Genomic DNA, 22,669 nt, shown 5'->3' on the forward strand with positions numbered 1-22,669 from the left:
CGGCGTGTCCGGCCGTGACGACCACCGCGAGACCCGGGACGCCTTCCGGGACCTGGTGAACATGACCCCGTCCGCGCTGGAGAAGTGGCTGGCGACCGAGGAGTCCCGGGCGGCCGGGCAGCACAAGGACGGCGGCGAGTCCACCGGACACGCCTCCGGCCGCGCCATCGTGGAGATCCTCCGCACGGACAACGGCGACCTCTCGGACGCCGACTACGCGCACATGCGCAAGGTGGTCGGCTACATCCGCCGGCACCTGGCGCAGCGGCCGTCCGGAGACGTGCGGGACACCCGGTGGCGCCACTCGCTCATGAACTGGGGCCACGACCCGTCGGACGACCGCTGACCTGCCGGTACGGCACCGGAGGACCTCCCTTCCGGCGGATGCCTACAGTGGAAGGGTGGCTTCCCCTTCAGACCCCTTCGGCGCGGCGCGCACGAGGAACCCCTCCGCCGGCTCCGACGACGACCCGGACACCCTGTTCGGCCTCGACGCGCTGGACGCCGCCCCGCGGGCGGCGGGCGCACCGGAGGGCGGGCGGGAACCGGCGGACCGCTTCCCGTTCCGCGCCTCACCGGCCGCCCGCCGTCTGCTGCCCGTCCGCACGGTGTACGCCGAACCGGCCGCCGCGGCCTCCCCGCGCGGCCGGCAGGTCCTCGCCCGCTTCCCGGACGCCACCGTGATCGAGGTGGACTCCCACTGGCGCATCCCGGGCCTGCACGGCAACGAGGGGAACGTCGAACGCTGGGTGCGCGTGAAGGGCGAGACGCTGGTCCTGGGCGAGAAGAAGACGCTGACCACCCGGCCCAACGGACGCTCCGCCGACTGGATCGCCCCGGGTGCCTCCAACGGCTGCGCCATGGCGTGCGCCTACTGCTACGTGCCCCGCCGCAAGGGCTACGCCAACCCCGTCACCGTGTTCACCAACATCGACGCCGTCATCGCCGCCCTGGGCCGCCACATCGCGCGCCAGGGACACAAGCCGGAACCCAACCAGTGCGACGCGTCGGCGTGGGTCTACGACATCGGGGAGAACGGCGACTGCTCCGTGGACGCGCTGATCAGCGACAACACCGCGGACCTCGTGGAAGCCTTCCGGCGGTGGCCCACCGCGAAGGCCTCGTTCGCCACCAAGTTCGTCAACCCGGACCTGCTGTCGCTCGACCCGCGGGGCCGTACCCGGATCCGGTTCTCCCTGATGCCCGCGGCGGACGCCCGGCTGCTGGACCTGCGCACGTCGCCGGTGGGCGACCGGATCGCCGCCGCGGCGGACTTCCTGGACGCGGGGTACGAGGTCCATTTCAACCTCTCCCCGGTGGTGCTGCGCCCCGGCTGGGAAGCGGACTGGGCCGAGCTGCTCCGCCGGCTGGACGACGTCCTGCCCGACCGGGTCAAACGGCAGGCGGCGGCAGAGGTGATCATGCTGACGCACAACCGGGACCTGCACGAGGTCAACCTGGGCTGGCACCCCCGCGCCGAGGAGGTGCTCTGGCAGCCCGGCATCCAGCAGGGCAAGCGCTCCGAGAGCGGGGCGCTGAACGTCCGCTACACCAACCGGGTCAAGGCGGAGGGTGTGGCCACCCTGCGCGACCTGGTGGCGGCGCACGCTCCCTGGCTGCGCATCCGGTACGCCTTCTGATCCGCGGTGCCCGCGCACGGTCCGGGCCGCCGCGCCGCCAGCCTCTTCCGGTACCGGCGCAGACGGCCGGGCCGCGCGGCGTCTCTGCGGGCCGGATCGGACCCGTCCGCCGCGCCAGGTGGCCCGAACGGCCCTGTCGGGTACCCGGTGCCCTGGTGGACAGTGGGCCGTACAGAGGCCGGCCCCGTCACACCGTGAGCGCCGCCCCGGCAAGGGAGGAACCCGGATGTCCCTCGACACGCAGCAGGCGCCCGACCGGCCGGGGGAGGAAGAGCTGAGGTCGCTGGACGCCCACTGGCGCGCCGCGAACTACCTGGCCGTCGGCCAGATCTACCTCCTGGCCAACCCCCTGCTGACCGAACCCCTGCGGCCCGAGCACGTCAAGCCGCGGCTGCTGGGCCACTGGGGCACGTCTCCCGGTCTGAACCTGGTGTACACGCACCTCAACCGGGTCGTCCGGGCGCGCGGCCTGGACGCCCTGTGCGTCTGGGGCCCCGGCCACGGCGGACCCGCGGTCCTGGCCAACTGCTGGCTGGAGGGGTCGTACACCGAGACGTACCCGGACGTCACCCGGGACGCGGCCGGCATGGCCCGGCTGTTCCGGCAGTTCTCCTTCCCGGGCGGGGTGCCCAGCCATGTCGCTCCCGAGACGCCGGGCTCGATCCACGAGGGCGGTGAACTCGGGTACTCCCTCTCCCACGCCTACGGCGCCGCCTTCGACCACCCGGACCTGCTCGTCGCCTGCGTGATCGGGGACGGTGAGGCGGAGACGGGACCGCTGGCCGCTGCCTGGCACTCGAACAAGTTCCTCGACCCGGTCCACGACGGCGCCGTCCTGCCCATCCTGCACCTGAACGGCTACAAGATCGCCAACCCGACCGTCCTGGCCCGGCTGCCCGAGGCCGAGCTCGACGAGCTGCTGCGCGGCTACGGCCACGATCCGGTCCACGTCACCGGCGACGACCCCATGTCCGTCCACCGCGCGATGGCCGCCGCCATGGACACCGCGCTCGACCGCGTCGCGGCGATCCAGCGCGCGGCTCGTGCGGAGGGAGTCACCGAGCGGCCGCGCTGGCCGGTGATCGTGCTGCGCACGCCGAAGGGGTGGACCGGCCCGGCGGAAGTCGACGGGCTGCCGGTGGAGGGCACCTGGCGGTCCCACCAGGTGCCGCTGTCCGAGGTCCGGGACAACCCCGAGCACCTGCGGCAGCTGGAGCACTGGCTGCGCTCCTACCGGCCCGGGGAACTGTTCGACGAGCACGGCGCCCCGCGCCCGGACGTGCTGGCCTGCATCCCGGGGGGCGCCCGCCGGCTCGGCGCCACCCCGTATGCCAACGGCGGTCTCCTGGTGCGCGAGCTGCCTCTGCCGCCGCTGGAGAAGCACGCCGTGGAGGTCGACAAGCCCGGCGCCACCCTGCACGAGCCGACGCGCGTCCTCGGCGACCTGCTCGAAGACGTCATGCGGGCGACTGCCGGCCGCAGGGACTTCCGCCTCGTCGGGCCCGACGAGACCGCCTCCAACCGGCTCCAGGCCGTCTACGCGGCCAGCGGCAAGGCCTGGCAGGCGGACACCCTGCCGGTGGACGAACACCTCGACCCGCACGGCCGGGTCATGGAGATCCTCTCCGAGCACACCTGCCAGGGCTGGCTGGAGGGCTACCTGCTCACCGGCCGGCACGGGCTGTTCTCCTGCTACGAAGCCTTCGTGCACATCGTCGACTCCATGGTCAACCAGCACATCAAGTGGCTGCGCACCACCCGTAGCCTGCCGTGGCGCGCTCCCATCGCCTCCCTCAACTACCTGCTGACCTCGCACGTGTGGCGGCAGGACCACAACGGCTTCTCCCACCAGGACCCCGGCTTCGTCGACCACGTCCTCAACAAGAGTCCCGAAGCCGTCCGGGTCTACTTCCCGCCGGACACCAACACCCTCCTGTCCGTCGCCGGCCACGTCCTGCGCAGCCGGGACTACGTCAACGTCGTCGTGGCCGGCAAACAGCCCTGCTTCGACTGGCTGACGAGGGAGGAGGCCGAGGTCCACTGCGCGCGGGGCGCCGGCATCTGGGAGTGGGCCGGCACCCAGGACGGCACCCGGGAACCGGACGTGGTGCTCGCCTGCGCGGGCGACGTACCCACCCAGGAGAGCCTGGCCGCGGCCCAGTTGCTCCGCCGCCACCTGCCCGGTCTGGCCGTGCGCGTCGTCAACGTCGTCGACATCGCCCGGCTGCTGCCGCACGGGGAACACCCGCACGGCATGAGCGACTTCGAGTACGACGGTCTGTTCACCGCCGACAAGCCGGTGATCTTCGCCTACCACGGCTACCCGTGGCTCATCCACCGCCTGGCCTACCGCCGCGCCGGACACCCGCACCTGCACGTGCGCGGGTACAAGGAGATCGGCACCACGACCACCCCGTTCGACATGGTGGTCCGCAACGACCTCGACCGCTACCGCCTCGTCATGGACGTCATCGACCGTGTCCCCGGTCTCGCGGTCCGCGCGGCGGCCGTACGCCAGCGGATGGAGGACGCCCGGCAGCGCCACCACGTCTGGATCAGGGAGCACGGCGTGGACCTGCCCGAGGTCGCCGACTGGACGTGGGACGGCTGAACCAGGACGCCACCGGGCCGCCGGCGCGTCCGGGTCAGGACGCCCAGGCGTCCGCGGCAGGCCTGAGCACGTCCCTGCACCAGGTGCGGAAGTCCGTCGGGGTCGGTTCGGCGGCCGCCCAGTCCGCGTCGTAGATGCCGTGGTCCTGCGCGGCCAGCATCTCGGTCAGGTCCCTGACCGCCCGGTCGCCGGCGCCCCGGGAGCGGAGCAGCGCGGCGTAGTCCTCGATGCCCACCCGGCGGTAGGCGACCGGGCGCCCGAGTTCCTCGGTCATCACCCGGGCCATTCCGTCCGGGGTCAGCCGGTCCGGGCCGAACACGGGGAGGTTCTCCCGTCCGGCCCAGGACAGGTCGGTGAGCAGCCCGGCGGCGGTGTCGGCGATGTCCCGCGTCGAGACCGTAGCCAGGGGCAGGTCGCCGGCGCAGGTGAGGGTGAACGTGCCCTGGCCGCGGATGTCGTCGAGCTGCCGCAGGAGGTTCTCCATGTAGAAGGGCATGGACAGCGCCCGGTAGGCCGCGGGAGCGTCGCCGAGTACGGCGTCCATCGCGAAGGCCGCGGAGAGCAGGCCGGCCGGGGCCGGCCAGCCGTGTCCGGCGCTGGAGACCCCGACGACGTGGCCGACACCGTGGCGGGCGACGGCGGCGGCGCCCGCCCGGGCGAAGCGGAGGTAGTGCTCCTCGGCGCCGGCCGCCCGCGGGTCGGGCGGGACGAGCCAGAACAGTGCGCGGGCCCCGGGCAGTGCCTTGTCGAGCACGGCCGGGTCGTCGTGCGAGCCCTCGACGGTCTCGACCCGCTCGCGGACCGCGTCGTCCAGCCGTGCGGCGTCACGGACGACGACCCGGACCTGCTCGTCCCGGTCGAGCAGCCGGCGGACCAGCCGGCCGCCGATCTGTCCTGTGGGTGTGGTGACGACGATCATTGCCCCTCCATAACCTGAACCTGAACTCCGGTTCCGAATGTAGAGGCGACCCCTGTACGCCGTCAACTAGACTGAAACGACCATGACCGCTCCCGAACGCCCGCTGCGCGCCGACGCCCGGCGCAACCGCGAGGCCGTCCTCGACGCCGCCGGTGAACTGTTCGCCCGGCGGGGCGACGCCGTGCAGATGGACGAGATCGCCGAGCGCGCCGGCCTGGGCGTGGGCACCCTCTACCGGCACTTCGCCGACAAGCAGGCGCTGCTCGCCGCGATCATCGGCCGCCGGTTCGAGGCGGTGACCGCCCTGGCCCGCGCCGCCGACGAGTCCGAGGACCCCTGGACGGCGTTCGAGACGCTGCTGTACGGCTATCTGGCGTCCGCGGCGGCCGACGCCGGTTTCCGCTTCGCCGTGCTCGGGCCGGGGGAGCCGAGCTGGAACCACATCGCCGCCGAGAAGACGGACTTCGCGGCGATCATCGAACGCATCGTGCGGCGCGCCGTCGACGCCGGGTGCCTGCGCGCGGACTTCGGCGCCGGGGACTTCGTGCTCATCGCGCGGGGCGCCATGGCGAACATGACCGGCGCCGACGACTGGCGCAGGTACGTCGCCCTCGTCCTGGAGGGCGTCCGCGGCCCCGCACGCTGACCCGCGCCGCGCACGTCGTCCCCGCTCGGCGCCCCCGTGCCCGCGCAGCGCCTCCCGCCCGACCCGCTGGTCCCGGCGGCACCACGCGCGAGGGCCGAACCTGCGGCCCCGGTCCCGGCGGCACCGCGCGAGGCCGAACCCGCGGCCCCGGTCCCGTCGCGGGTGGCCGCGGGCGCGGGAACGGGAATACGGCCCGGCCGCCGCCGCGTTCGTCTGCTTCATGGACGGACAGTCGTCGGCGCGCGTCGTCGCGAACGCCTCGTGCGGGACGCTGACCGAGCCGCGCCGCGGCTCGTGGCCGGCGCGCACGGTGCGCGCCGGTCTCGTCCGGCGCCGTGTCCAGGAGCCGGCGCAGCACACCGCGGGCCGTGGGCCGTCACAGGAGGGAGACGCGAGGCGATGACGCTTCGTCAGTTCGAGTACGCCCTGGCGGTGGCCGAGGCGGGCTCGGTGACGGCGGCGGCGGAACTGCTGCGTGTCGCCCAGCCGTCGGTGTCCCAGCAGATCCGCAGCCTGGAGCGGGACCTCGGCGTGACGCTGTTCGTCCGCACACCGGCCGGGCTGGTGCCCACCGCGGTCGGCCGCGCGTTCCTGCGCGACGCGGAGGTCGCGGTGCGGGCGGCGCGGCGGGCCCGGGCGACAGCGCGGGCCGGTGCCGACGAGCTGGAGGGCGAGCTGGTGGTCGCGGCCCAGATGGGACTGGGCACGCGCCAACTCCCGGGCGCCCTCAAGGCGTTGCGCCGCCGGTTCCCGCGCCTGGAGATCACCGTCTTCGAGGAGGCGGACCCCGCCGAGCTGGAGCGGCTGGCCCGCCGGGGCGTGGTGGACCTCGGCCTGGTCGGCGGGCCGTGCGAGGAAGAGCTCTACGAGGGCCACCACCTCGGCGACGAGGAGTTCGTCGTGGTGCTCAGCCCCGCGCACGCGCAGCTCGCCGCGGACCGGGTCGAGCTGCGCGAGCTGGCGCGGGAGCCGTGGATCAGGTTCGACCAGGCCAGCGCGCTCGACGAGGTGCTGCGGGACGTGCTGCGGGACAACGAGCTGGCCCCGGCCACGTTCGCCCGCGTCTCCCAGACGGTGACGGCGGTGCGCTGGGCCGCCCACGGGCTGGGCGTGACGCTCGTGCCGGCCTCCGCGGTGCCTCCCGGATTCGAGCACCTCACGCGGCCCGTCCTGCCCGCCGTCTCCATGCCCACCGTCGCCGCGATCCGGCCCGGCGCGGGCCCGGCGGAGATGGCTCTGCTCGCCTTCCTGCGCCAGGAGACCTGGTATGCGACCGGCTTCTCCGGCAACGGACCGGCGCCTGACCGCAATTGGGTGATGTCCCCGCCCGCCGCGAACTCGGTGCCCGTGGTGTGAGCGGGTTCCGCACGGCGCGTTCTCGCGCCGTACCCGGCGTCCGTCTCCAGGCTCCCCGCCCCTTCGCCCGGAGCCGCCGTCCGCTGCGCCGGCGTCAGCCCACCGGGAACTCCCCGCCGTCCACGGTCAGGTTCCTGCCGGTCAGCCAGCTCGCCCGGTCCGACACGAGGAACAGCACCGCGTCGGCGATGTCGTCGGGCCGGCCCTCACGCCCCAGCGGAGGCGCGGTGATGTCCTGGCCGGGCCCCTCGCTCAAACTCGCCCACTCCTCGCGCGTCGCCTCGCCGCCCGGGGTGGCGGTCCTGCCCGGGGACACGGTGTTGACCCGCACTCCGAACGGGGCCAGTTCCAGGGCAAGTCCCCGGCTGTAGTTCTCCAGCGCCGCCTTCGCCGCCGTGTAGTGGAGGAACGGCGGTGCCGAGGTCGGAACGGCGGCCGAGGAGACGTGTACGACCACACCCGAGCGCCGTTCGCGCATCCCCGGTGTCAGCAGCGAGTCCAGCCGCACCGCGGCCAGGTAGTTCAGGTCCAGCTGGTCCTGCCACTCCTCGTCGGGGATGGCCCAGGCGTGCGGGAACGGCCGCGCTCCGCCCGCGTTGTCGACCAGGATGTCCACCCCGCCGAGCGCTGCCTGCGCGGCCTCGGCGATCGCCTCCGCTCCGGCCCGTGTCCGCACATCGGCCTCCACGAAGGCGGCGCCCTCCGGCACCGTGCTCGTCTTCGACCTGGCGGTCGTGAGCACCTCGGCGCCCGCGTCCAGGAGCCGGCGCACGACGGCCGCGCCGATACCGCGCGAACCGCCCGTGACCACGGCTCGCTTCCCCGCCAGTTCCCGCGTTCCCGCGTCATTCCCGGCTGTCGTCATGCCACTGTCCTTTTCCCTCGTCTACGGGTCCGCTCGGCCTGACAAAGGGCGGCACTCAGAAGGCTCTTGGTCCGGAAGGACCGGGGAGCACGTCCCGCCTGGCCGAGCTGTTTCACCGTAGGTCCGGGGCGGAGAGAGGGGCAAAGACGAAAAGTGAGCAGGTGCTATAGGGGTTTCCTATGGCAGCCGCCGGTGATGCGGGCGAGTCGGGCCGCGCACAACGCGCTGACCGCGATGAACCTCCGGGACGAAGCACAGGGGCTCGTCGCGGAGGTTCATCGCGGTCAGTGGTCCGCGTCGGGTGTCGGAACCGTTCGACGTCAGCGGGTTATGCGTGACGGTGCGAGTGTCGGTTGCCGGTGACGGCGCGGTAGATGGCGAGCAGGATGAGAGAGCCGACGATGGCGGCGATCCAGGTGGAGAGGTCGAAGAACCCGTCGATGGAGTCGACGCCGAAGATCACCTTGCCGAGCCAGCCGCCGAGCAGACCGCCGACCACGCCGATGAGCATGGTGATGATGATGCCGCCCGGGTCCTTGCCCGGCATGATGGCCTTGGCGATGGCGCCGGCGAGCAGACCGATGATGATCCAAGCGAGGATGCCCATGGTGTGCGTCTCCCTCTCGTCGTAATAAAGGATGTGTTAGTTCTCCGTGTATACCGTCGGCGCCGATGCAAACGTCTTCTTTCCCTCACGGTCCGTCAGCTTCTGAAATGAGGGGCTGCGCGGCGCCGCCGAGAAGCCCCGCCTTCACCGGCACCCTGGCCGCTCTGCTGGACAGGCACCGGGCGTCGGACTGAAGTACCGGTGCCCGGCGGACCGTGATGCGCTCAGGCCGGCGGTCGGGCGGCGGCGCTCACGGCCTGGTGGACGGCGCGGGCCACGCGTGCGCCCCACAGGGAGCGGGGACCGGCGAAGGCGTGGGTCTCGTCGCCGGCGCCCGGGGCGCGGGCGGCCACGCACACGGCGTCCGTGGGGGTGCCTGAGCAGTCGTAGCCGGCGCCGAGCAGCGCCTGCACCTTCGCTTCGGTGGCGGTGGCCACGGCGTTGACCAGGGCCGCGTCGGTCAGCGCCACCGGCAGCGCGACCAGGATGTTGACCGTGCCGGGCCGCGCCGCCACGGGCGTGCCCTCCGCCGGGGAAGCGGCCCAGCCGCGCACCCCGAGCCCCGCGGTGGCGACCGCCTCCACACCGCCGTCGTACGCGTGGCCGTACGCCTGGACGTCGGCGGCCGTCATCAGCCCGACCCCCGGCCCGCAGGCACCGGCGTCCGCGGCCAGCTCGGCGAGGTGCCGGTCCGGATCGGTGCGCCGGTAACCGTGCGACACCTGGGCGTTGAGCACCCAGGAGCGTTCCCCGATCCCTCCGCCGAGCACGGCGCTGCTGATCATCCGCCAGCCCTCGCCCGCCCGCCACAGCAGGCTGTGCAGCCGTTCCCCGTCCTCGGCGCGGGCGTACTGCCGCACCCTGAGCAGCCCGGTGGCGGGGCGGGCGGGCGGAACGACGGCGGTCACCGGACGGGTACTCCTTACGGGTCGCGAACCAGCCGATCCTACGACGCACCGGCCGGCCCGGGCGTGGCGGCGCCCGTGCCGGGGCCCGCGTGGGTCCGCTGTGGCGGGGGAGCGGTGTGCTGCCCACTCGGCAGCGCACCGCCGGACGCACCGGGCCGTCCTCCAGTACGGGACCGGGTGGTGCCGTCTTCCGGTACGGGACCGGGCGGTGCCGTCCTCCCGGTCAGTGCCGCAGGACCGCCCGGACGAGGGCCCGCGCCGCCGTTTCGATGTCCTGGGCCGTACTCCGGCGGCCAAGGGACAGGCGCAGCGCGCCGAGGGCCCGGTCCGGGGCGAGGCCCATGACGGGACACGGCGTGCATGGCTCCATGGAACAGCGTGACGGCGGCCCGGGCGCGCTGACCACGCGGGGCAGGGCGGGTGCATATTAGGATCACCTGCTCATGGACACGGGCGTGGGAAGTGAGATGATCGCCGTCCCGCCGGGACAGGTGACGCTGTCGGACCGGCGGACGGAACGCAGTTGGCCGGTGCGGCTCGCGCCCTACCGGTTGGCGGCGTTCCCGGTCACTCAGGCGCTGTACGCGGAGATCACCGGAAGGCGGCCGGGAACCTCGCCGGGGGACCGGCTGCCCGTGGAGGGTGTCTCCTGGTGGGACGCGGTCCGGTTCTGCAACGCCCTGTCGCAGCGGGACGGGTTCACGCCCGCCTACCGCTTCCCCGCCGAGGGCGAGGGTGTCGAGTGGGATGCGTCCGCCGAGGGGTACCGGCTGCCGACCGAGGCCGAGTGGGAACACGCCTGCCGGGCCGGGACGACCGGACCGCGCCACGGGCCGCTCGACGAGGTCGCCTGGTACCGCGGCAACTCGGAGGAACGCCCGCACGACGTGGGCGGCAAGCGGCCGAACCCGTGGGGCCTGCACGACATGCTCGGCAACGTCTGGGAGTGGTGCTGGGACGTCTACGACGCCGAGGTCTACGGCACCTACCGGGTGCTGCGCGGCGGTGGCTGGTTCGACGAGCACTGGAGCTGCCGGGCCTCCGTACGCCGCCGCAGCCACCCGACGTTCCAGGTGGACGACGTGGGCTTCCGCCTCGCACGCTCTGCCGGAGGCTGACCCTCGCGCCCGCGCGGTGTCCGGCACCCGGCATCCCGCGAAACCGCCGCCAAACGGCCGCCCGGCCGGGGGCCCGGCGTCGCGGCGCCCCCGCGTCCTCGCGTCCCCGGGTGACCGGCGGACGCGCCGCACCGTCCGCGATATGACAGCGGGTCACTTTCTGATTACGCTGCGCATGTGATCCGGTCATGGGGCAGCGACGGCGGGCGCGCGGGACGTTCTCGGCGCGCCGCCCTGCTGCTCGGGCTGGTCCTGGTGATCGCCGCCCATCTCACCGGCGCGGTGCACGCCTGCTCCTTCGCCGGATCCGACCCGACTCCCGTGCTGGCACAGGTGGTTGCGTACGCGGCGGACGCCACCGACGGCACCGGTCCGACCGCGCCGCCCCGGCACCGGCACGCGGCGGACGGTCATTCCGACCACACGGCGGACCGGCCGCGCGCGGCCCTGGACGCCACCGGGCTCGGCGACGGGGCGCACCAGCCGCTGTCTCCCGCCGGGACGCGCGGTCACCCGGCGCATACCGGGTGGCGCGGCTCCTCGGGTGGCGCCCACTCCCGCGCGTACCGCCCCGCGCTCCCGCCCGTCCGCGTACTGCGGCAGTAGACCTGCGTCCGCGCGCCCGAACCCACCCGCGCACGGAGCGCGCCCGCGCGCGACGGCTCCGTCCACGGGTCGGAGTGCGCCGCGCACCGTGGTCCCGTTCACGCATCGGAACGCACCCGCGCGCCCTGGTTCCGTCCACGGGCCGGAGTGCGCCCGCGCGCCCCGGCTCCGTCCACGGACCGGAATGCGCCCGCGTGCCCCGGACCCGTCCCGCAACCGGAGCGCGCCCGCGCTCCGCGAACCCGGCCGCAGGCCCGAATCCGCCCGCGCGCACACCCCCAGGCCGAACGCGCCCGCGCCTCGAACCGGCCCAAAGCCGAACGCGCCGGCCTTACCCGGGCCCGCCCTACCCGGACCCCGCCCCGGCCGTGGCGCGCCCGTGCCCTGCGGACCCGCCCCCGCCGTGGCCCGCTCCTCGCGGGGTCACCCGGACCGGAGCGTGCCCGCGCGTCATGCCCCCGCTCGTCGGTCGCGGCGCGTCCACGCGTCGTGTTCCCACCCGGACAGCGCCCGCCGTACCACCGCCGGGCGCGAAGGAGCCGTACCTCATGCATCCGACCCCGCCCCCGCCCCCGATCCCGCCCGTGCCGTCGCGTGGCCGCGCGCCGCGTCCGCCGGCCGCCCGGCACCCCGCCCAACTCGTCGGCGACACCCCGGTCCTGTGGGTGGACGAACCCTTCGCCCCGCCCGGCCGCGGCTTCCACGCCAAGCTGGAGGGCGCCAACCCGGGCGGCCTCAAGGACCGGCCCGCGTTGCACATGGTCCGCGAGGCCCGGCGCCGCGGCGACCTCGTGCCCGGCGCGCCGATCGTCGAGTCTTCCAGCGGCACGCTCGGCCTCGGCCTCGCCCTGGCCGGACTCACCTACGGCCACCCCGTCACCGTCGTCACCGATCCCGGTCTGGAACCTCCCGTGGCCCGTCTGCTCGCCGCGCTCGGCGCACGGGTCCTCACGGTCACCACGCCGCACCCGCGGGGCGGCTGGCAGGAGGCGCGCCGCGTGCGGGTCGCCGCCCTGTTGGCCCGCACCCCGGACGCGTACTGCCCCGACCAGTACCGCAATCCCGACAACGCCGCCGCCTACCGGCCCCTCGCGGCCGAGCTGATCGCCCAACTCGGCCGGATCGACGTGCTGGTGACGGCGGTCGGCACGGGCGGGCACTCCGCCGGCGTCTCCGCCGTGCTGCGCGAGACCTTCCCCCGGCTCACGCTCATCGGGGTGGACGCGGTCGGGTCGGTGATCTTCGGGCAGCCCCCGGGGCCGCGGCTGATGCGCGGCCTGGGTTCCGGCATCCATCCGGACAACGTCGACTACGCGGCCTTCACCGAGGTCCACTGGGTGGGCCCGGCCGAGGCCGTCTGGGCCTGCCGCCGCCTCGCCCGCCGGCACTACGTCTGCGGCGGCTGGAGCGTCGGCGCGGTGGCGCTGGTGGCCGGGTGGGCGGCGCGGACGTATCCCGCCGGGACCACGATCGCCGCCGTCTTCCCCGACGGCCCGCACCGCTACCTCCAGACCGTCTACGACGACACCTGGTGCCGTGACCACGGACTCCTCGGACGGACGCCGCCGGCGGAGCCCGACGACATCGCCACGCCCGACGCCCGCGCGGTGACCCGGTGGACCCGGTGTGCCCGGGTCCGCGACCCGCTCGCGCGCGACCTGGCGAAGGCGGGTGCCCGGTGAAGCGGCTGTGGGCCCAGGCGGCCTCCTTCGACCGGCCGGCCCGGCTGCTGATGGTCAACCAGTTCGCCATCAACCTCGGGTTCTACATGCTGATGCCGTACCTGGCCGACCACTTGTCCCACGGCCTGGGCCTCGCCGCCTGGGCCACCGGACTGGTGCTGGGGGTGCGGACCTTCTCGCAGCAGGGCATGTTCCTCGTCGGCGGCACCCTCGCCGACCGCTACGGCTGCAAGCCGATGATCCTCACCGGATGCGCCCTGCGCTCGGTCGCCTTCGTCCTGCTGGCGGTGGCGAGTTCCCTGCCCGCCCTGATCGCGGCCTCGGCCCTGACCGGGCTGGCGGGCGCGCTGTTCAACCCGGCCGTGCGCGCCTATCTCGCGGCGGACGCCGGCGAGGAGCGGCGGGTGGCGGCGTTCGCCGCCTTCAACGTCTTCTACCAGGCGGGCATCCTGGTCGGCCCGCTCGCCGGACTGGCCCTGCTGGCCTGGGACTTCACCGCCGTGTGCACGGTCGCCGCGCTCATCTTCGGCGCCCTGGCCGTACTGCAGTCCCGTGCCCTGCCCGCCCGGCCCCCGGCCGGCCGGGGCGCGGAACCCGCCTGGCGCGCGGTCGCCGCCGACTGGCGCGCCGTAGCCGCCAACCGGCCCTTCGTGCTGTTCGCGGCGGCCATGAGCGGCTCGTACGTGCTGGCCTTCCAGGTGTACCTGGCCCTGCCGCTGCACGCCCGCGCGCTGTTCGGCAGCCGGACCGGCACGGTCACCGGCGCCGTCTTCGCCGCCTCGGCGCTGGCCGCGCTGGCGGGGCAGCTAAAACTGACCGCCTGGGCCGAGCGCACCCTGCCCGGGCCGCGGGCCGTCGCCTACGGGCTGGCGCTGATGGGCACCGCCTTCCTGCCGCTGCTGCCGCGGACCCACGGCGCCCTCGCCGGGCTGGCCGCCCTGACCGGCTGCGCGGTGCTGCTGGCCTGGGGCGGGGCCCTGCTCTACCCGTTCGAGATGGACACCGTCGTACGGCTCTCCGGCGACCGGCTCGTCGCCACCTACTACGGCGCCTACAACACCGCCTCCGGCATCGCGGTCTCGCTGGGCAACCTGGCCGTGGGAGCGCTGTTCGACACGGGACTGCGCTGGCTGCCGTGGGCCGCGCTGACCGCCACGGGACTCGGCTGCGCCACCGTGGTCGCACGGCTGCACCGGGCCGGACGACTGGCCGTACGGCCCGTCGCGGCGGCCGGATGACCCGGCCGGCGGAGAGTGACCGGACCGGCCCGGAGGCGATCCTCGCGGCAACTCGTGCGGCCCGTCCGTGCGTTCGCATGCCGCGCCGGGCGGTGCCGGCCGGTCGCGGGTGCTTCGTGCGGGCCGTGGGTATCGTCCCGTGGGGAGCGCGCCGCCCGGCGGGGCCTCCCTCGGGAGAGGGAAGGGAAGCGGAGCCATGGCGGGGCAGAAGACGCACAAGGACGACGTGATGGCGCGGCTCCGCCGCATCGAGGGCCAGGTCCGCGGCCTCCAGCGGCTCGTGGCGGAGGACACCTACTGCATCGACGTCCTCACGCAGGTGTCCGCGGTGACCCGCGCCCTGCAGTCGTTCGCCCTGCGGATGCTGGACGAGCACATGGCCACCTGCGTCAGCACCGCGGTCGCGGAAGGCGGCGAGGAGCGGCAGCGCAAGCTGAAGGAGGCGTCCGACGCGATCGCCCGCCTGGTGCGCTCCTGAGGGCGGGTCCCGCGTCCGCCTGAGCGGCACGCGGCCGGAGTCCGGGCGGGCACCGGATCGCCGCGCATCCGGAGAGCCCGCCGTGGTGACGGAAGCGGAACGCGGGCCACCGTACCGGCTCCCGGCCTCTTGACGGGTGTCTGGTCCGTACCTATGGTCTCGTCAACCCGACCGTTCAAGAAGCCGCATGGCGTTCACATATGAGGACGGATCAGATGCAGGACAAGGACATGCCCGCCCGGCGCCGCCGTAGGTCCCCGCGTTCCGCTCTCGCCCTCACGGCGGCGGTCGCCACCCTCGCCGCCGGACTGCTCGCCTGGCCCGGTGCCCGGCGGGCCGAGGCCGCCCCCGTCACGTTCGCCCACCCGGGCGTCACCGTCTCCCGGGCCCAACTCGACTTCGCCCGCGACAAGGTGCTGGCCGGCGCCCAGCCCTGGAAGGGCGCGTACGACCAGATGACGGCGAGCAAGTACGCGAGCCTCAGCCGCACGCCCAAGCCCCGCGCCGTCGTCGAGTGCGGTTCGTACTCCAACCCCAACTACGGCTGCACCGACGAGCGCGAGGACGCGATCGCGGCGTACACCGACGCCCTCGTCTGGTACATCACCCGGGACGAGCGCTACGCCAAGAAGGCCATCGAGCTGATGGACGCCTGGTCCGCCGTGCTCACGGATCACACCAACAGCAACGCGCCGCTCCAGACCGGCTGGGCCGGCTCCTCCTGGCCGAAGGCCGCCGAGATCATCAAGTACACGTACACCGGCACCTGGTCCAACTCCGGCCGCTTCGCGAACATGCTCCGCGACGTCTACCTGCCCGAGGTCATCAAGGGCTCCAACTCCAACGGCAACTGGGAGCTGTCGATGATGGAGGCGGCCGTCGGCATCTCCGTCTTCCTGGAGGACAAGGCGTCGTACGACACCGCCCTGGCGAAGTTCCGCACCCGCACCGCCGCCTATGTGTACCTCGCCTCGGACGGCGACCTGCCGAAGACCGTGCCGAGCCAGAACCTGAACACCCGCGACAAGATCGTCTCCTACTGGCAGGGCCAGTCCACCTTCGTCACCGGACTCACCCAGGAGACCTGCCGCGACTTCACCCACACCGGCTACGGCATCTCCGCGATCTCGCACATCGCCGAGACCAGCCGCATCCAGGGACAGGACCTGTACGGCACCGACGTCGGCGAGCGGCTGCGGCAGGCGCTCGGCTTCCAGGCGAAGTACGAGCTGGGCGCCGCCGTCCCGAGCTGGCTGTGCGGCGGCAGCGTCAACCGGGGCCTGGGCCCGGTCACCGAGGTCGGCTACAACGCCCTGCACAACCGCCTGGGCATCGCCATGACCAACACCGGCACCCTGACCGCGCGGAACCGCCCGGCGGGCAGCGACAACCTCTTCGTCGCCTGGGAGACCCTGACGCACGGCGACAACCCGAACTGAGCGAGCCGGCACCGGGGACGGCGGACCGGCCCGTCAACTCTCCCTGGTCTGGACCGGCTTGGTCCAGTCCGGGTCCGCCCAGCGGGCCGCGTCACCGGGGGCGGGGAGGTCCGGGCGGTAGCCGGGGTCGCGTTCCGCGCGCAGCCGGACACTCGTGTGCAGGACCGCGTCCCCGGGCGGCCGGCGCGAACGGCGGCCGGCCAGGACCCACAACGGGCCGTTGGGGTGCAGGGCGGCGCCGGCGAAGTCCTCGGTCACCGCGCAGGCCTCCGCGTACGCGCCGGGACGGAAGAGCAGGTCCCGGGCGGCGCCGTCCGTGACCCACTTCAGCGGGATGGTGGAGAGCAGCGGAGCGCCCCGGGCGTGCGCGAAGGTGCCGCCGACATCGCAGTGCACCCCGGCGAACCACACCTCCGCCGCGGTCTCGCGCAGCGGCTCCGGACGCCGGGACACCAGGAACTCCCGGAAGGGACGCCGCCGTTCGTCGAGCGAGACGGCGTGCCGGACGCGGGCCGCGTTGGGCAGCTGGTGCGTGTACGGCCAGTGCAGCGTGCCCGGGCGCAGGAGCCCCGCCGCCTTCACCGTGTCCCAGAGGCCGAGGTAGGCGACGGGCAGCGCGTGGTGCGACACCTGCCGCGGGGCGTTGCGCTTGATCTCCGCCCACAGCGGCTCCCGCTCGGTCCGCCGGCAGAAGGCGTGGGAGAAGCGCGCGACTTCGTGTTCGGCGCGGTCGATGTCGTGGTTGAAGGCGTACTTGCCCACCGCGTAGGGGACGAGGTTCTCCGTGCCCGGCCGCATCAGTCCCGGCTTGTTGAGCATCCCGACCAGCGCGCGGGCGGTGTAGGCGCCCCGGCTGAACCCGAAGACGTACACCCGGTCGCCGGGTTCCCAGTGCCGCATCAGATACGTGTACGCCTCGGCCAGATTGGTGCGCAGCCCGGTACCCAGGGCGAGACCGCAGAGCCGGGACAGCCCGCGGCCCACCGGACCGTGGACCCCGGCCGACGCCATCGTGCCGACCCCGGGGTCGTAGTACAGGAGCTGGCGTGCCGGATCGTCCGCCTCCAGCATCTCGAACAGCCGGACGACGTTGGTCGGATACCGGGCACCGACCTGGTTACCGGTCCCGTCCAGGCACACGACGATGTTCCGGGGCACGGCGGCCTCCCTCGGCTGGGCGGGGCGCCACGGTCAGCCGGCCGGGGAGTCCTGGGCGCCGCCGGTGTCCGGCGGCGTGGACGCGGTGCGCCGCCCCGGCGCGATCTGCCCGGCGAAGGCCTGGAGCGCGGCCGAACTGTTCGGCGGCAGGACGGCCATCAGCCCGAGGTCCTCCGCCTTGCCCAGCGTGTCCGCGGCCTGACTGCTCTCGGGCGCGAGCACCAGGCGCACGTGCCCGTCACCGGATCCGCGCCGGTCCACCGGTGTCACGGCCCCGTGCGTGCCGTCGGGCAGGGTCACCCACAACTGGAAGTCGTCGTAGCGGAAGAAGTCCGCGCCCTTCACCGGCCACGGGTAGTGGTGCTCGCCGGGCACCTTCGGCAGGACGCCCTGGTGGTTGCCGTGGCTCATCGGCACGCAGGCGTTGAACAGGGAGTCCGTCCACGCCTCGACGCCGTCCGCGTCCTCGATCGGTGTGGCCAGCAACTCCTCGGCCTCCTCGTAACCGAGGTCCCGCAGCGCGCCCAGCGTCTCCGGGAAGGCGGCCACGAGTGTGGCGGCGTCCCGGCGCAGCCGGTCGGTCTTCGCCGGCTCGGCGCAGAACTGCATGCTCCACTCGATGCCGACCCGGGCCCGGTACATCCGCCAGCCGTCACCCGTCATCACCCACAGACTGCCTCCGTGGTGCATCTCCCAGCGCTCGGACCCGCTGGGCCGGGGCCCGTACGGCAGGTCCGCGTCGTCGATCTGGTCGAGGATCTTGTGGGCGGTCCGCTTCGCCGCCCGGAAGAACGGCGACTCGAAGCGCTTGGGATGTTCGACCAGCCGGATCCGCCAGGGATGGTTCTCCGACTCGGTGCCGCCCAGGGTGAGGGTGTCGGGCATCGGGGCCGTGGGTGCAGTGCCGGCGCGGGTCATGGCGCCCTCCTCGTGCCGCCCCGCGGCCCGGGATACGGCCCGCGGTGCCGGGTTCCCCCTAGGGCCTGTCGTTCGGATCGTGCCGGGCTCGCGGGCCCTGGCAGCGTGCAAAAGACCCTACGTCCATCCTGCGCCCGCCGGCGCGCGTTTTCGACCCGGCGCGGCGATCACCGCGGCCCGCGCGGCCGCTTCCGCCCGGGCCTGCCGCCGGGAAGCCCGCGCCCGCCTGCGGCCGGGCCGCAGGCGGGCGGGTAAGGGAAGACGGGGTCGCGGGCGGGCGGGTACGGGGAGACCGCGTCGCGTAAAAGGCACCGCCCCTTCGCTCCGCCGCCCGGTACGCGCCGGACGGTGACCGCCGCCGACAGCCCTCCCGGAGGAGACCCGCCGGCCCGGTCACGGCCGGCGCCGGGCGGGCCGGCCTCTGCGTCCCGGGGTGCCGGTGGTCACAGGGCCGACCCCGCGTCACCGGGCGCGATCCGGCCGCGCCACGCGCCGGACTCGGCGCCGTGCTCCTCGATGTACTCCTTGAACCGCTTCATGTCGCCCTTGACGCGGCGGTCGATCGTGCCGAGCAGGTCCGCCGCCTTCTCCACGGCCCCGCTGGGCTCGACCTCCATCACCAGCTCGACCTTGGTGTGCGAGTCGTCCAGGCGCTCGAAGCGGACACTGCCGCGCTGGCTGGTGTCGCCGGTGACCGTCCGCCAGGTGATCCGCTCGTCGGGCAGCTGGTCGACGATCTCGGTGTCGAACTCGCGCCGGACCCCGCCGATCTTCGTGGTCCAGTGGTTGTGCCGGTCGTCCACCTGGGTGACCTGCTCGACACCTTCCATGAAGTGCGGGAAGTCCTCGAACTGCGTCCACTGGTTGTAGGCGGTGTGCAGGGGGACGTCGACTTCCACCGCTTCCTTGACCGTGCTCATCTGCGTCTCCGTTCTCACTGCTCGACTGTGCTTCGCCCGGCGGGCCCGCGGGGCGGACCCGGGCCGGGACCGACCGGGTACCCGAGGAGCGGACGGTCATGACCGCCGCCGCCGGCCGGCGGACCGCGCCGGCCGTCCCGTGAGGAATCCGGCCCGTTCACGCAACTTGCGCGCACGGCCCTGACGTGGTGTTTTACAGTGTTTGCCACCAGTTCAGGGCAACAGGACCTGTGAGGTATTCGCGAACATGCCGACCGAGACGTTTGAGTTTCAGGTAGAGGCCCGTCAGCTGCTCCAGCTGATGATCCACTCGGTGTACTCGAACAAGGATGTCTTCCTGCGGGAACTCGTCTCCAACGCCTCCGACGCGCTGGACAAACTCCGTCTGGAGAAACTCTGGGACGACTCGCTGGACGCCGATGTGTCCGACCCGCACATCGAGATCGACATCGACAAGGAAGCCCGTACGCTCACCGTGCGGGACAACGGCATCGGGATGTCGTACGACGAGGTCGGGCAGCTCATCGGCACGATCGCCAACTCGGGCACCGCGCAGTTCCTCCAGGAACTGCGGGAGGCCAAGGACAAGGCCGGTGAGGACGGGCTGATCGGCCAGTTCGGCGTCGGCTTCTACTCCGGTTTCATGGTGGCCGACGAGGTCACGCTGCTGACCCGGCGCGCCGGCGAGAGCCAGGGCACCCGCTGGTCCTCGCGCGGCGAGGGCACGTACACGCTGGAGAAGGTGGACGACGCGCCGCAGGGCACCTCGGTCACGCTCCATCTCAAGCCCGCCGACCCGGAGAACCAGCTCCACGACTACACCTCGCCGTGGAAGATCAAGGAAATCGTCAAGCGGTACTCGGACTTCATCACCTGGCCGATCCGCATGGTGCCCGAGAAGCCCGCGAACCCCGAGGGCGCGGACACCGCCGAGGGCGGCGAGGCGCCCGAGCCCGAGACGCTCAACTCGATGAAGGCGCTGTGGGCGCGGCCCCGCGACGAGGTGTCCGACGACGAGTACCACGAGCTGTACAAGCACATCGGCCACGACTGGCGCGACCCGCTGGAGACGATCCGGCTCCAGGCCGAGGGCACCTTCGAGTACCAGGCGCTGCTGTTCCTCCCCGCGCACGCACCCCACGACCTGTTCACCCGCGACGCCAAGCGCGGCGTGCAGCTGTACGTCAAGCGGGTGTTCATCATGGACGACTGCGAGGCGCTGCTCCCGCCGTACCTCCGCTTCGTCAAGGGCGTCGTGGACGCCGCCGACCTCTCGCTGAACGTGTCCCGCGAGATCCTCCAGCAGGACCGCCACATCGAGATGATGCGGCGCCGGCTGACGAAGAAGGTCCTGTCCACGGTCAAGGAGATGATGACCAAGGACACGGAGCGGTACGGCACGTTCTGGCGGGAGTTCGGCACGGTCCTGAAGGAGGGGCTGGTCACCGACGCGGAGAACCGGGACGCCCTCCTCGCCGTCGCCTCCTTCGCCAGCACGCACGACGACACCGAGCCGACCACGCTCAAGCAGTACGTGGAGCGGACGAAGGAAGGCCAGGAGGACATCTACTACCTGACCGGCGAGTCCCGGCAGAGCATCGAGAACTCCCCGCACATGGAGGCGTTCCGGGAGCGCGGCATCGAGGTGCTGCTGCTCACCGACCCGGTCGACGAGGTGTGGGCCGACACCGTCGGCGAGTACGAGGGCAAGAAGCTGCGGTCCGTCGCCAAGGGGCAGATCGACCTCGACGCCAAGGACGAGGACACCGCCGAGGGCGACCGGGAGAAGCAGACCGAGGAGTACGCCGGGCTGCTCGGCTGGATGAAGGAGCAGCTGGACGAGGACATCAAGGAGGTGCGCCTGTCCTCCCGCCTCACCGTCTCCCCGGCCTGCGTCGTGTCCGACGCCCACGACCTCACCCCGGCGCTGGAGAACATGTACCGCGCGATGGGCCAGGAGGTGCCCCGCGCCAAGCGGATCCTGGAACTCAACCCGGACCACCGGCTGGTGAAGGGCCTCAACCAGGCCTACCAGGAGCGCGAGGACCGCACCGGGCTGGTCGAGACCGCCGAGCTGCTGCACGGGCTCGCGGTGCTCGCCGAGGGCGGCCAGCCCAAGGAACCGGCCCGGTTCGTCAAGCTGATGGCGGACCGGCTGGAACGCGCACTGTAGCCACGGCCCCGCCGGTCCGTCTCCGGACGGCCGGCCACGGCCACGGCCACGGGCCGGTACCGGCCACCCCATCTCCGGCCCCGCCCGTCCGTCTCGGGACGGCGGCCGGCCACGGGCCGGTACCGGCCACCTCGCCCGGCTCCGGCGGTCTGTCTCCGGACGGCCGGCCACGGGCCGGCACCGGTCACCTCGCCCGGCCCCGCCGGTCTGTCTCCGGACGGCCGGCCACGGGTCGGCACGGGCCACCTCGCCCGGCTCCGGCCGTCCGTCTCGGGGCGGCCGGCCACGGGCCGGTACCGGCCACCTCGCCCGGCCCCGCCCGTCCGTCCCCAGATGGTCGGCCACGGGTCGGCACCGGCGACCCCTCCCGCCCCGCCCCCGCCGTCACGACGGCGCCGGGGGCGGGGCGGGTGCGTCCAGTTCGAGGGCCGCGGTGCGCAGGGCGGCGGCCACCCGACCGACGGGTTCGGACGGCGGGTGGGGGAGACGGGCCAGCAGCAGGCGCCGCTGCGCCTGCGGCCCGCCCCGGACCGGCAGGACCCGGACACCCGGCGGCGCGGCGGCTGCGAGAGCGGCGGGCACCGTGGTCAGCCCGCAGCCCGCGGCCACCAGGTGCAGCTTGGCGAGCCAGTCCCGGGCCGTGTACGCGATCTCGGGCCGCTCGTCCAGACCCGGCCATACGCCCAGCAGCCGGTCCTCACCCGTGGAGGACCCGCCGATCCAGCGCTGCCCGCGCAGGTCGGCGACGTCGACGTAGTCGCCGCGGGCCAGCGGATGCGAGGCGGGCACGGCCAGGCAGAGGGCGCGCTCGGTGAGCGTCCGCAGCACGAGCGGCGGCGACTTGGCGTCCGGCGGATCGAACGGCGGTGCCGACGCGAGCACCGCGAGGTCCAGAGTGCCGGCCCGCAGCGCCCGCACCAGCGCCGGGGTGCTGCCCTCCCGGCCGACGACCCGCAGCCCGGGATGGGTGCGGCGCAGCGCCGCGAGGGCGCGGGGGAGCAGCACGGCACCGGCGCTCGGGAACCAGCCGAGCCGGACCGTGCCGGACTGCCCGGGCAGACCGGACAGTTCCCTCGCGGTCGCCTCGATCTCGGCGAGCACGGCCGTCGCGCGGCGCATGACGATCCGGCCGGCCGCCGTGAGCCGCACCCCGTCGCGCCGCCGCTCCAGCAGCTCCGCGCCCGCGGCCCGTTCGAGCGCGGCGATCTGCCGGGACACCGCCGACTGGGTGTAGCCCAGGGAGGCGGCGGCCGCCGTGAAAGTCCCCTGCTCGGCGACGGCCCGGAACACCCGCAGCGCGGTCAGCGACACATCCGTGAAGTCCATGACGAATACGCATAGCAGAGATGCGTGACACTCGTTGGACTCATGGAGCCGGTCTTTCTAG

At 73.6% G+C, this 22,669-nt stretch carries 20 protein-coding genes; 12 read left to right on the plus strand and 8 right to left on the minus strand.

The features are described 5' to 3' along the window. The first annotated feature begins 4 nt into the window (after positions 1-4). The 3 genes from ACZ4SV_RS32020 to ACZ4SV_RS32030 all read left to right on the plus strand — a co-directional run bounded on the left by ACZ4SV_RS32020 (position 5) and on the right by ACZ4SV_RS32030 (position 4,251). Positions 5-346: a DUF3140 domain-containing protein gene (locus ACZ4SV_RS32020; RefSeq protein ID WP_468008697.1), complete on the plus strand. Its 342-nt coding sequence runs from the start codon at positions 5-7 to the stop codon at positions 344-346. 55 nt (positions 347-401) lie between these two features. Beyond that, positions 402-1,640: a spore photoproduct lyase family protein gene (locus ACZ4SV_RS32025; RefSeq protein ID WP_468008701.1), complete on the plus strand. Its 1,239-nt coding sequence runs from the start codon at positions 402-404 to the stop codon at positions 1,638-1,640. 226 nt (positions 1,641-1,866) lie between these two features. Beyond that, the gene (locus tag ACZ4SV_RS32030; RefSeq protein ID WP_468008705.1) at positions 1,867-4,251 is read left to right on the plus strand and encodes a phosphoketolase family protein; all 2,385 of its coding nucleotides are present in this window, start codon (positions 1,867-1,869) and stop codon (positions 4,249-4,251) included. A 34-nt stretch (positions 4,252-4,285) separates the two neighbouring features. On the opposite strand, the gene ACZ4SV_RS32035 is transcribed toward ACZ4SV_RS32030, so the two are convergent. Beyond that, positions 4,286-5,170 carry an NAD(P)H-binding protein gene (locus ACZ4SV_RS32035; RefSeq protein WP_468008709.1) on the minus strand — a complete coding sequence of 295 codons (885 nt, stop codon included), beginning with the start codon at positions 5,168-5,170 and terminating at the stop codon, positions 4,286-4,288. An 82-nt stretch (positions 5,171-5,252) separates the two neighbouring features. On the opposite strand from ACZ4SV_RS32035, the gene ACZ4SV_RS32040 reads away from it, so the two are divergent. Then, positions 5,253-5,816: a TetR/AcrR family transcriptional regulator gene (locus ACZ4SV_RS32040; RefSeq protein ID WP_468008713.1), complete on the plus strand. Its 564-nt coding sequence runs from the start codon at positions 5,253-5,255 to the stop codon at positions 5,814-5,816. Positions 5,817-6,215: 399 nt separating this feature from the next. Beyond that, the gene (locus ACZ4SV_RS32045) at positions 6,216-7,172 is read left to right on the plus strand and encodes a LysR family transcriptional regulator (protein ID WP_468008717.1); all 957 of its coding nucleotides are present in this window, start codon (positions 6,216-6,218) and stop codon (positions 7,170-7,172) included. A 94-nt stretch (positions 7,173-7,266) separates the two neighbouring features. Here ACZ4SV_RS32045 and ACZ4SV_RS32050 read toward each other — a convergent pair whose 3' ends face one another. From ACZ4SV_RS32050 to ACZ4SV_RS32060, 3 genes are all read right to left on the minus strand, one after another. Beyond that, the gene (locus ACZ4SV_RS32050) at positions 7,267-8,037 is read right to left on the minus strand and encodes an oxidoreductase (protein ID WP_468008721.1); all 771 of its coding nucleotides are present in this window, start codon (positions 8,035-8,037) and stop codon (positions 7,267-7,269) included. A 328-nt stretch (positions 8,038-8,365) separates the two neighbouring features. Next, entirely contained in the window at positions 8,366-8,644 is a 279-nt protein-coding gene (locus tag ACZ4SV_RS32055) for a GlsB/YeaQ/YmgE family stress response membrane protein (RefSeq protein WP_365874698.1), read from the minus strand. Between the two features lie 224 nt (positions 8,645-8,868). Further along, positions 8,869-9,552, minus strand: a complete 684-nt coding sequence (locus ACZ4SV_RS32060; RefSeq protein ID WP_468008728.1) for an adenosylcobinamide amidohydrolase — start codon at positions 9,550-9,552, stop codon at positions 8,869-8,871. Positions 9,553-9,995: 443 nt separating this feature from the next. Here ACZ4SV_RS32060 and ACZ4SV_RS32065 point away from each other — a divergent pair, with 443 nt between their 5' ends. The 6 genes from ACZ4SV_RS32065 to ACZ4SV_RS32090 all read left to right on the plus strand — a co-directional run bounded on the left by ACZ4SV_RS32065 (position 9,996) and on the right by ACZ4SV_RS32090 (position 16,113). Beyond that, positions 9,996-10,670, plus strand: coding sequence for a formylglycine-generating enzyme family protein (locus tag ACZ4SV_RS32065; RefSeq protein WP_468008732.1), 675 nt, complete (start codon positions 9,996-9,998; stop codon positions 10,668-10,670). Positions 10,671-10,847: 177 nt separating this feature from the next. Then, complete coding sequence (locus ACZ4SV_RS32070) at positions 10,848-11,276, plus strand: hypothetical protein (protein WP_468008736.1); 429 nt, start codon at positions 10,848-10,850, stop codon at positions 11,274-11,276. A gap of 548 nt (positions 11,277-11,824) precedes the next feature. Continuing rightward, positions 11,825-12,958: a PLP-dependent cysteine synthase family protein gene (locus ACZ4SV_RS32075; protein WP_468008740.1), complete on the plus strand. Its 1,134-nt coding sequence runs from the start codon at positions 11,825-11,827 to the stop codon at positions 12,956-12,958. Continuing rightward, positions 12,955-14,196, plus strand: a complete 1,242-nt coding sequence (locus ACZ4SV_RS32080; protein ID WP_468008744.1) for an MFS transporter — start codon at positions 12,955-12,957, stop codon at positions 14,194-14,196. The genes ACZ4SV_RS32075 and ACZ4SV_RS32080 overlap by 4 nt, the downstream gene beginning before the upstream one ends. A gap of 196 nt (positions 14,197-14,392) precedes the next feature. Then, positions 14,393-14,674, plus strand: a complete 282-nt coding sequence (locus ACZ4SV_RS32085; protein ID WP_365874710.1) for a metal-sensitive transcriptional regulator — start codon at positions 14,393-14,395, stop codon at positions 14,672-14,674. Between the two features lie 230 nt (positions 14,675-14,904). Beyond that, positions 14,905-16,113: an alginate lyase family protein gene (locus tag ACZ4SV_RS32090; protein ID WP_468008821.1), complete on the plus strand. Its 1,209-nt coding sequence runs from the start codon at positions 14,905-14,907 to the stop codon at positions 16,111-16,113. 33 nt (positions 16,114-16,146) lie between these two features. Here ACZ4SV_RS32090 and ACZ4SV_RS32095 read toward each other — a convergent pair whose 3' ends face one another. From ACZ4SV_RS32095 to ACZ4SV_RS32105, 3 genes are all read right to left on the minus strand, one after another. Then, the gene (locus ACZ4SV_RS32095; protein ID WP_468008750.1) at positions 16,147-17,271 is read right to left on the minus strand and encodes a DUF2235 domain-containing protein; all 1,125 of its coding nucleotides are present in this window, start codon (positions 17,269-17,271) and stop codon (positions 16,147-16,149) included. 33 nt (positions 17,272-17,304) lie between these two features. After that, positions 17,305-18,189 (minus strand): DUF6424 family protein, encoded by an 885-nt coding sequence (locus ACZ4SV_RS32100; RefSeq protein ID WP_468008753.1) that lies wholly within the window; start codon positions 18,187-18,189, stop codon positions 17,305-17,307. 443 nt (positions 18,190-18,632) lie between these two features. Beyond that, entirely contained in the window at positions 18,633-19,109 is a 477-nt protein-coding gene (locus ACZ4SV_RS32105) for an SRPBCC family protein (RefSeq protein WP_365883962.1), read from the minus strand. 247 nt (positions 19,110-19,356) lie between these two features. Here ACZ4SV_RS32105 and htpG point away from each other — a divergent pair, with 247 nt between their 5' ends. Beyond that, positions 19,357-21,282, plus strand: coding sequence for a molecular chaperone HtpG (gene htpG, locus ACZ4SV_RS32110; protein WP_468008758.1), 1,926 nt, complete (start codon positions 19,357-19,359; stop codon positions 21,280-21,282). Positions 21,283-21,666: 384 nt separating this feature from the next. On the opposite strand, the gene ACZ4SV_RS32115 is transcribed toward htpG, so the two are convergent. Continuing rightward, on the minus strand, positions 21,667-22,608 hold the full coding sequence (locus ACZ4SV_RS32115; protein WP_468008762.1) for a LysR family transcriptional regulator: 942 nt from the start codon (positions 22,606-22,608) through the stop codon (positions 21,667-21,669). Between the last annotated feature and the right edge of the window lie 61 nt (positions 22,609-22,669).

The organism is Streptomyces sp. NPDC027672, assembly GCF_055566335.1.

Bases quoted from the DNA above. Each gene is read 5' to 3' on its own strand.
- ACZ4SV_RS32030 (WP_468008705.1), top strand. From the start codon at position 1,867: ATGTCCCTCGACACGCAGCAGGCGCCCGACCGGCCGGGGGAGGAAGAG.
- ACZ4SV_RS32035 (WP_468008709.1), bottom strand. From the start codon at position 5,170: ATGATCGTCGTCACCACACCCACAGGACAGATCGGCGGCCGGCTGGTC.
- ACZ4SV_RS32040 (WP_468008713.1), top strand. From the start codon at position 5,253: ATGACCGCTCCCGAACGCCCGCTGCGCGCCGACGCCCGGCGCAACCGC.
- ACZ4SV_RS32045 (WP_468008717.1), top strand. From the start codon at position 6,216: ATGACGCTTCGTCAGTTCGAGTACGCCCTGGCGGTGGCCGAGGCGGGC.
- ACZ4SV_RS32050 (WP_468008721.1), bottom strand. From the start codon at position 8,037: ATGACGACAGCCGGGAATGACGCGGGAACGCGGGAACTGGCGGGGAAG.
- ACZ4SV_RS32055 (WP_365874698.1), bottom strand. From the start codon at position 8,644: ATGGGCATCCTCGCTTGGATCATCATCGGTCTGCTCGCCGGCGCCATC.
- ACZ4SV_RS32065 (WP_468008732.1), top strand. From the start codon at position 9,996: ATGGACACGGGCGTGGGAAGTGAGATGATCGCCGTCCCGCCGGGACAG.
- ACZ4SV_RS32075 (WP_468008740.1), top strand. From the start codon at position 11,825: ATGCATCCGACCCCGCCCCCGCCCCCGATCCCGCCCGTGCCGTCGCGT.
- ACZ4SV_RS32085 (WP_365874710.1), top strand. From the start codon at position 14,393: ATGGCGGGGCAGAAGACGCACAAGGACGACGTGATGGCGCGGCTCCGC.
- ACZ4SV_RS32090 (WP_468008821.1), top strand. From the start codon at position 14,905: ATGCCCGCCCGGCGCCGCCGTAGGTCCCCGCGTTCCGCTCTCGCCCTC.
- ACZ4SV_RS32100 (WP_468008753.1), bottom strand. From the start codon at position 18,189: ATGACCCGCGCCGGCACTGCACCCACGGCCCCGATGCCCGACACCCTC.
- ACZ4SV_RS32105 (WP_365883962.1), bottom strand. From the start codon at position 19,109: ATGAGCACGGTCAAGGAAGCGGTGGAAGTCGACGTCCCCCTGCACACC.
- htpG (WP_468008758.1), top strand. From the start codon at position 19,357: ATGCCGACCGAGACGTTTGAGTTTCAGGTAGAGGCCCGTCAGCTGCTC.
- ACZ4SV_RS32115 (WP_468008762.1), bottom strand. From the start codon at position 22,608: ATGGACTTCACGGATGTGTCGCTGACCGCGCTGCGGGTGTTCCGGGCC.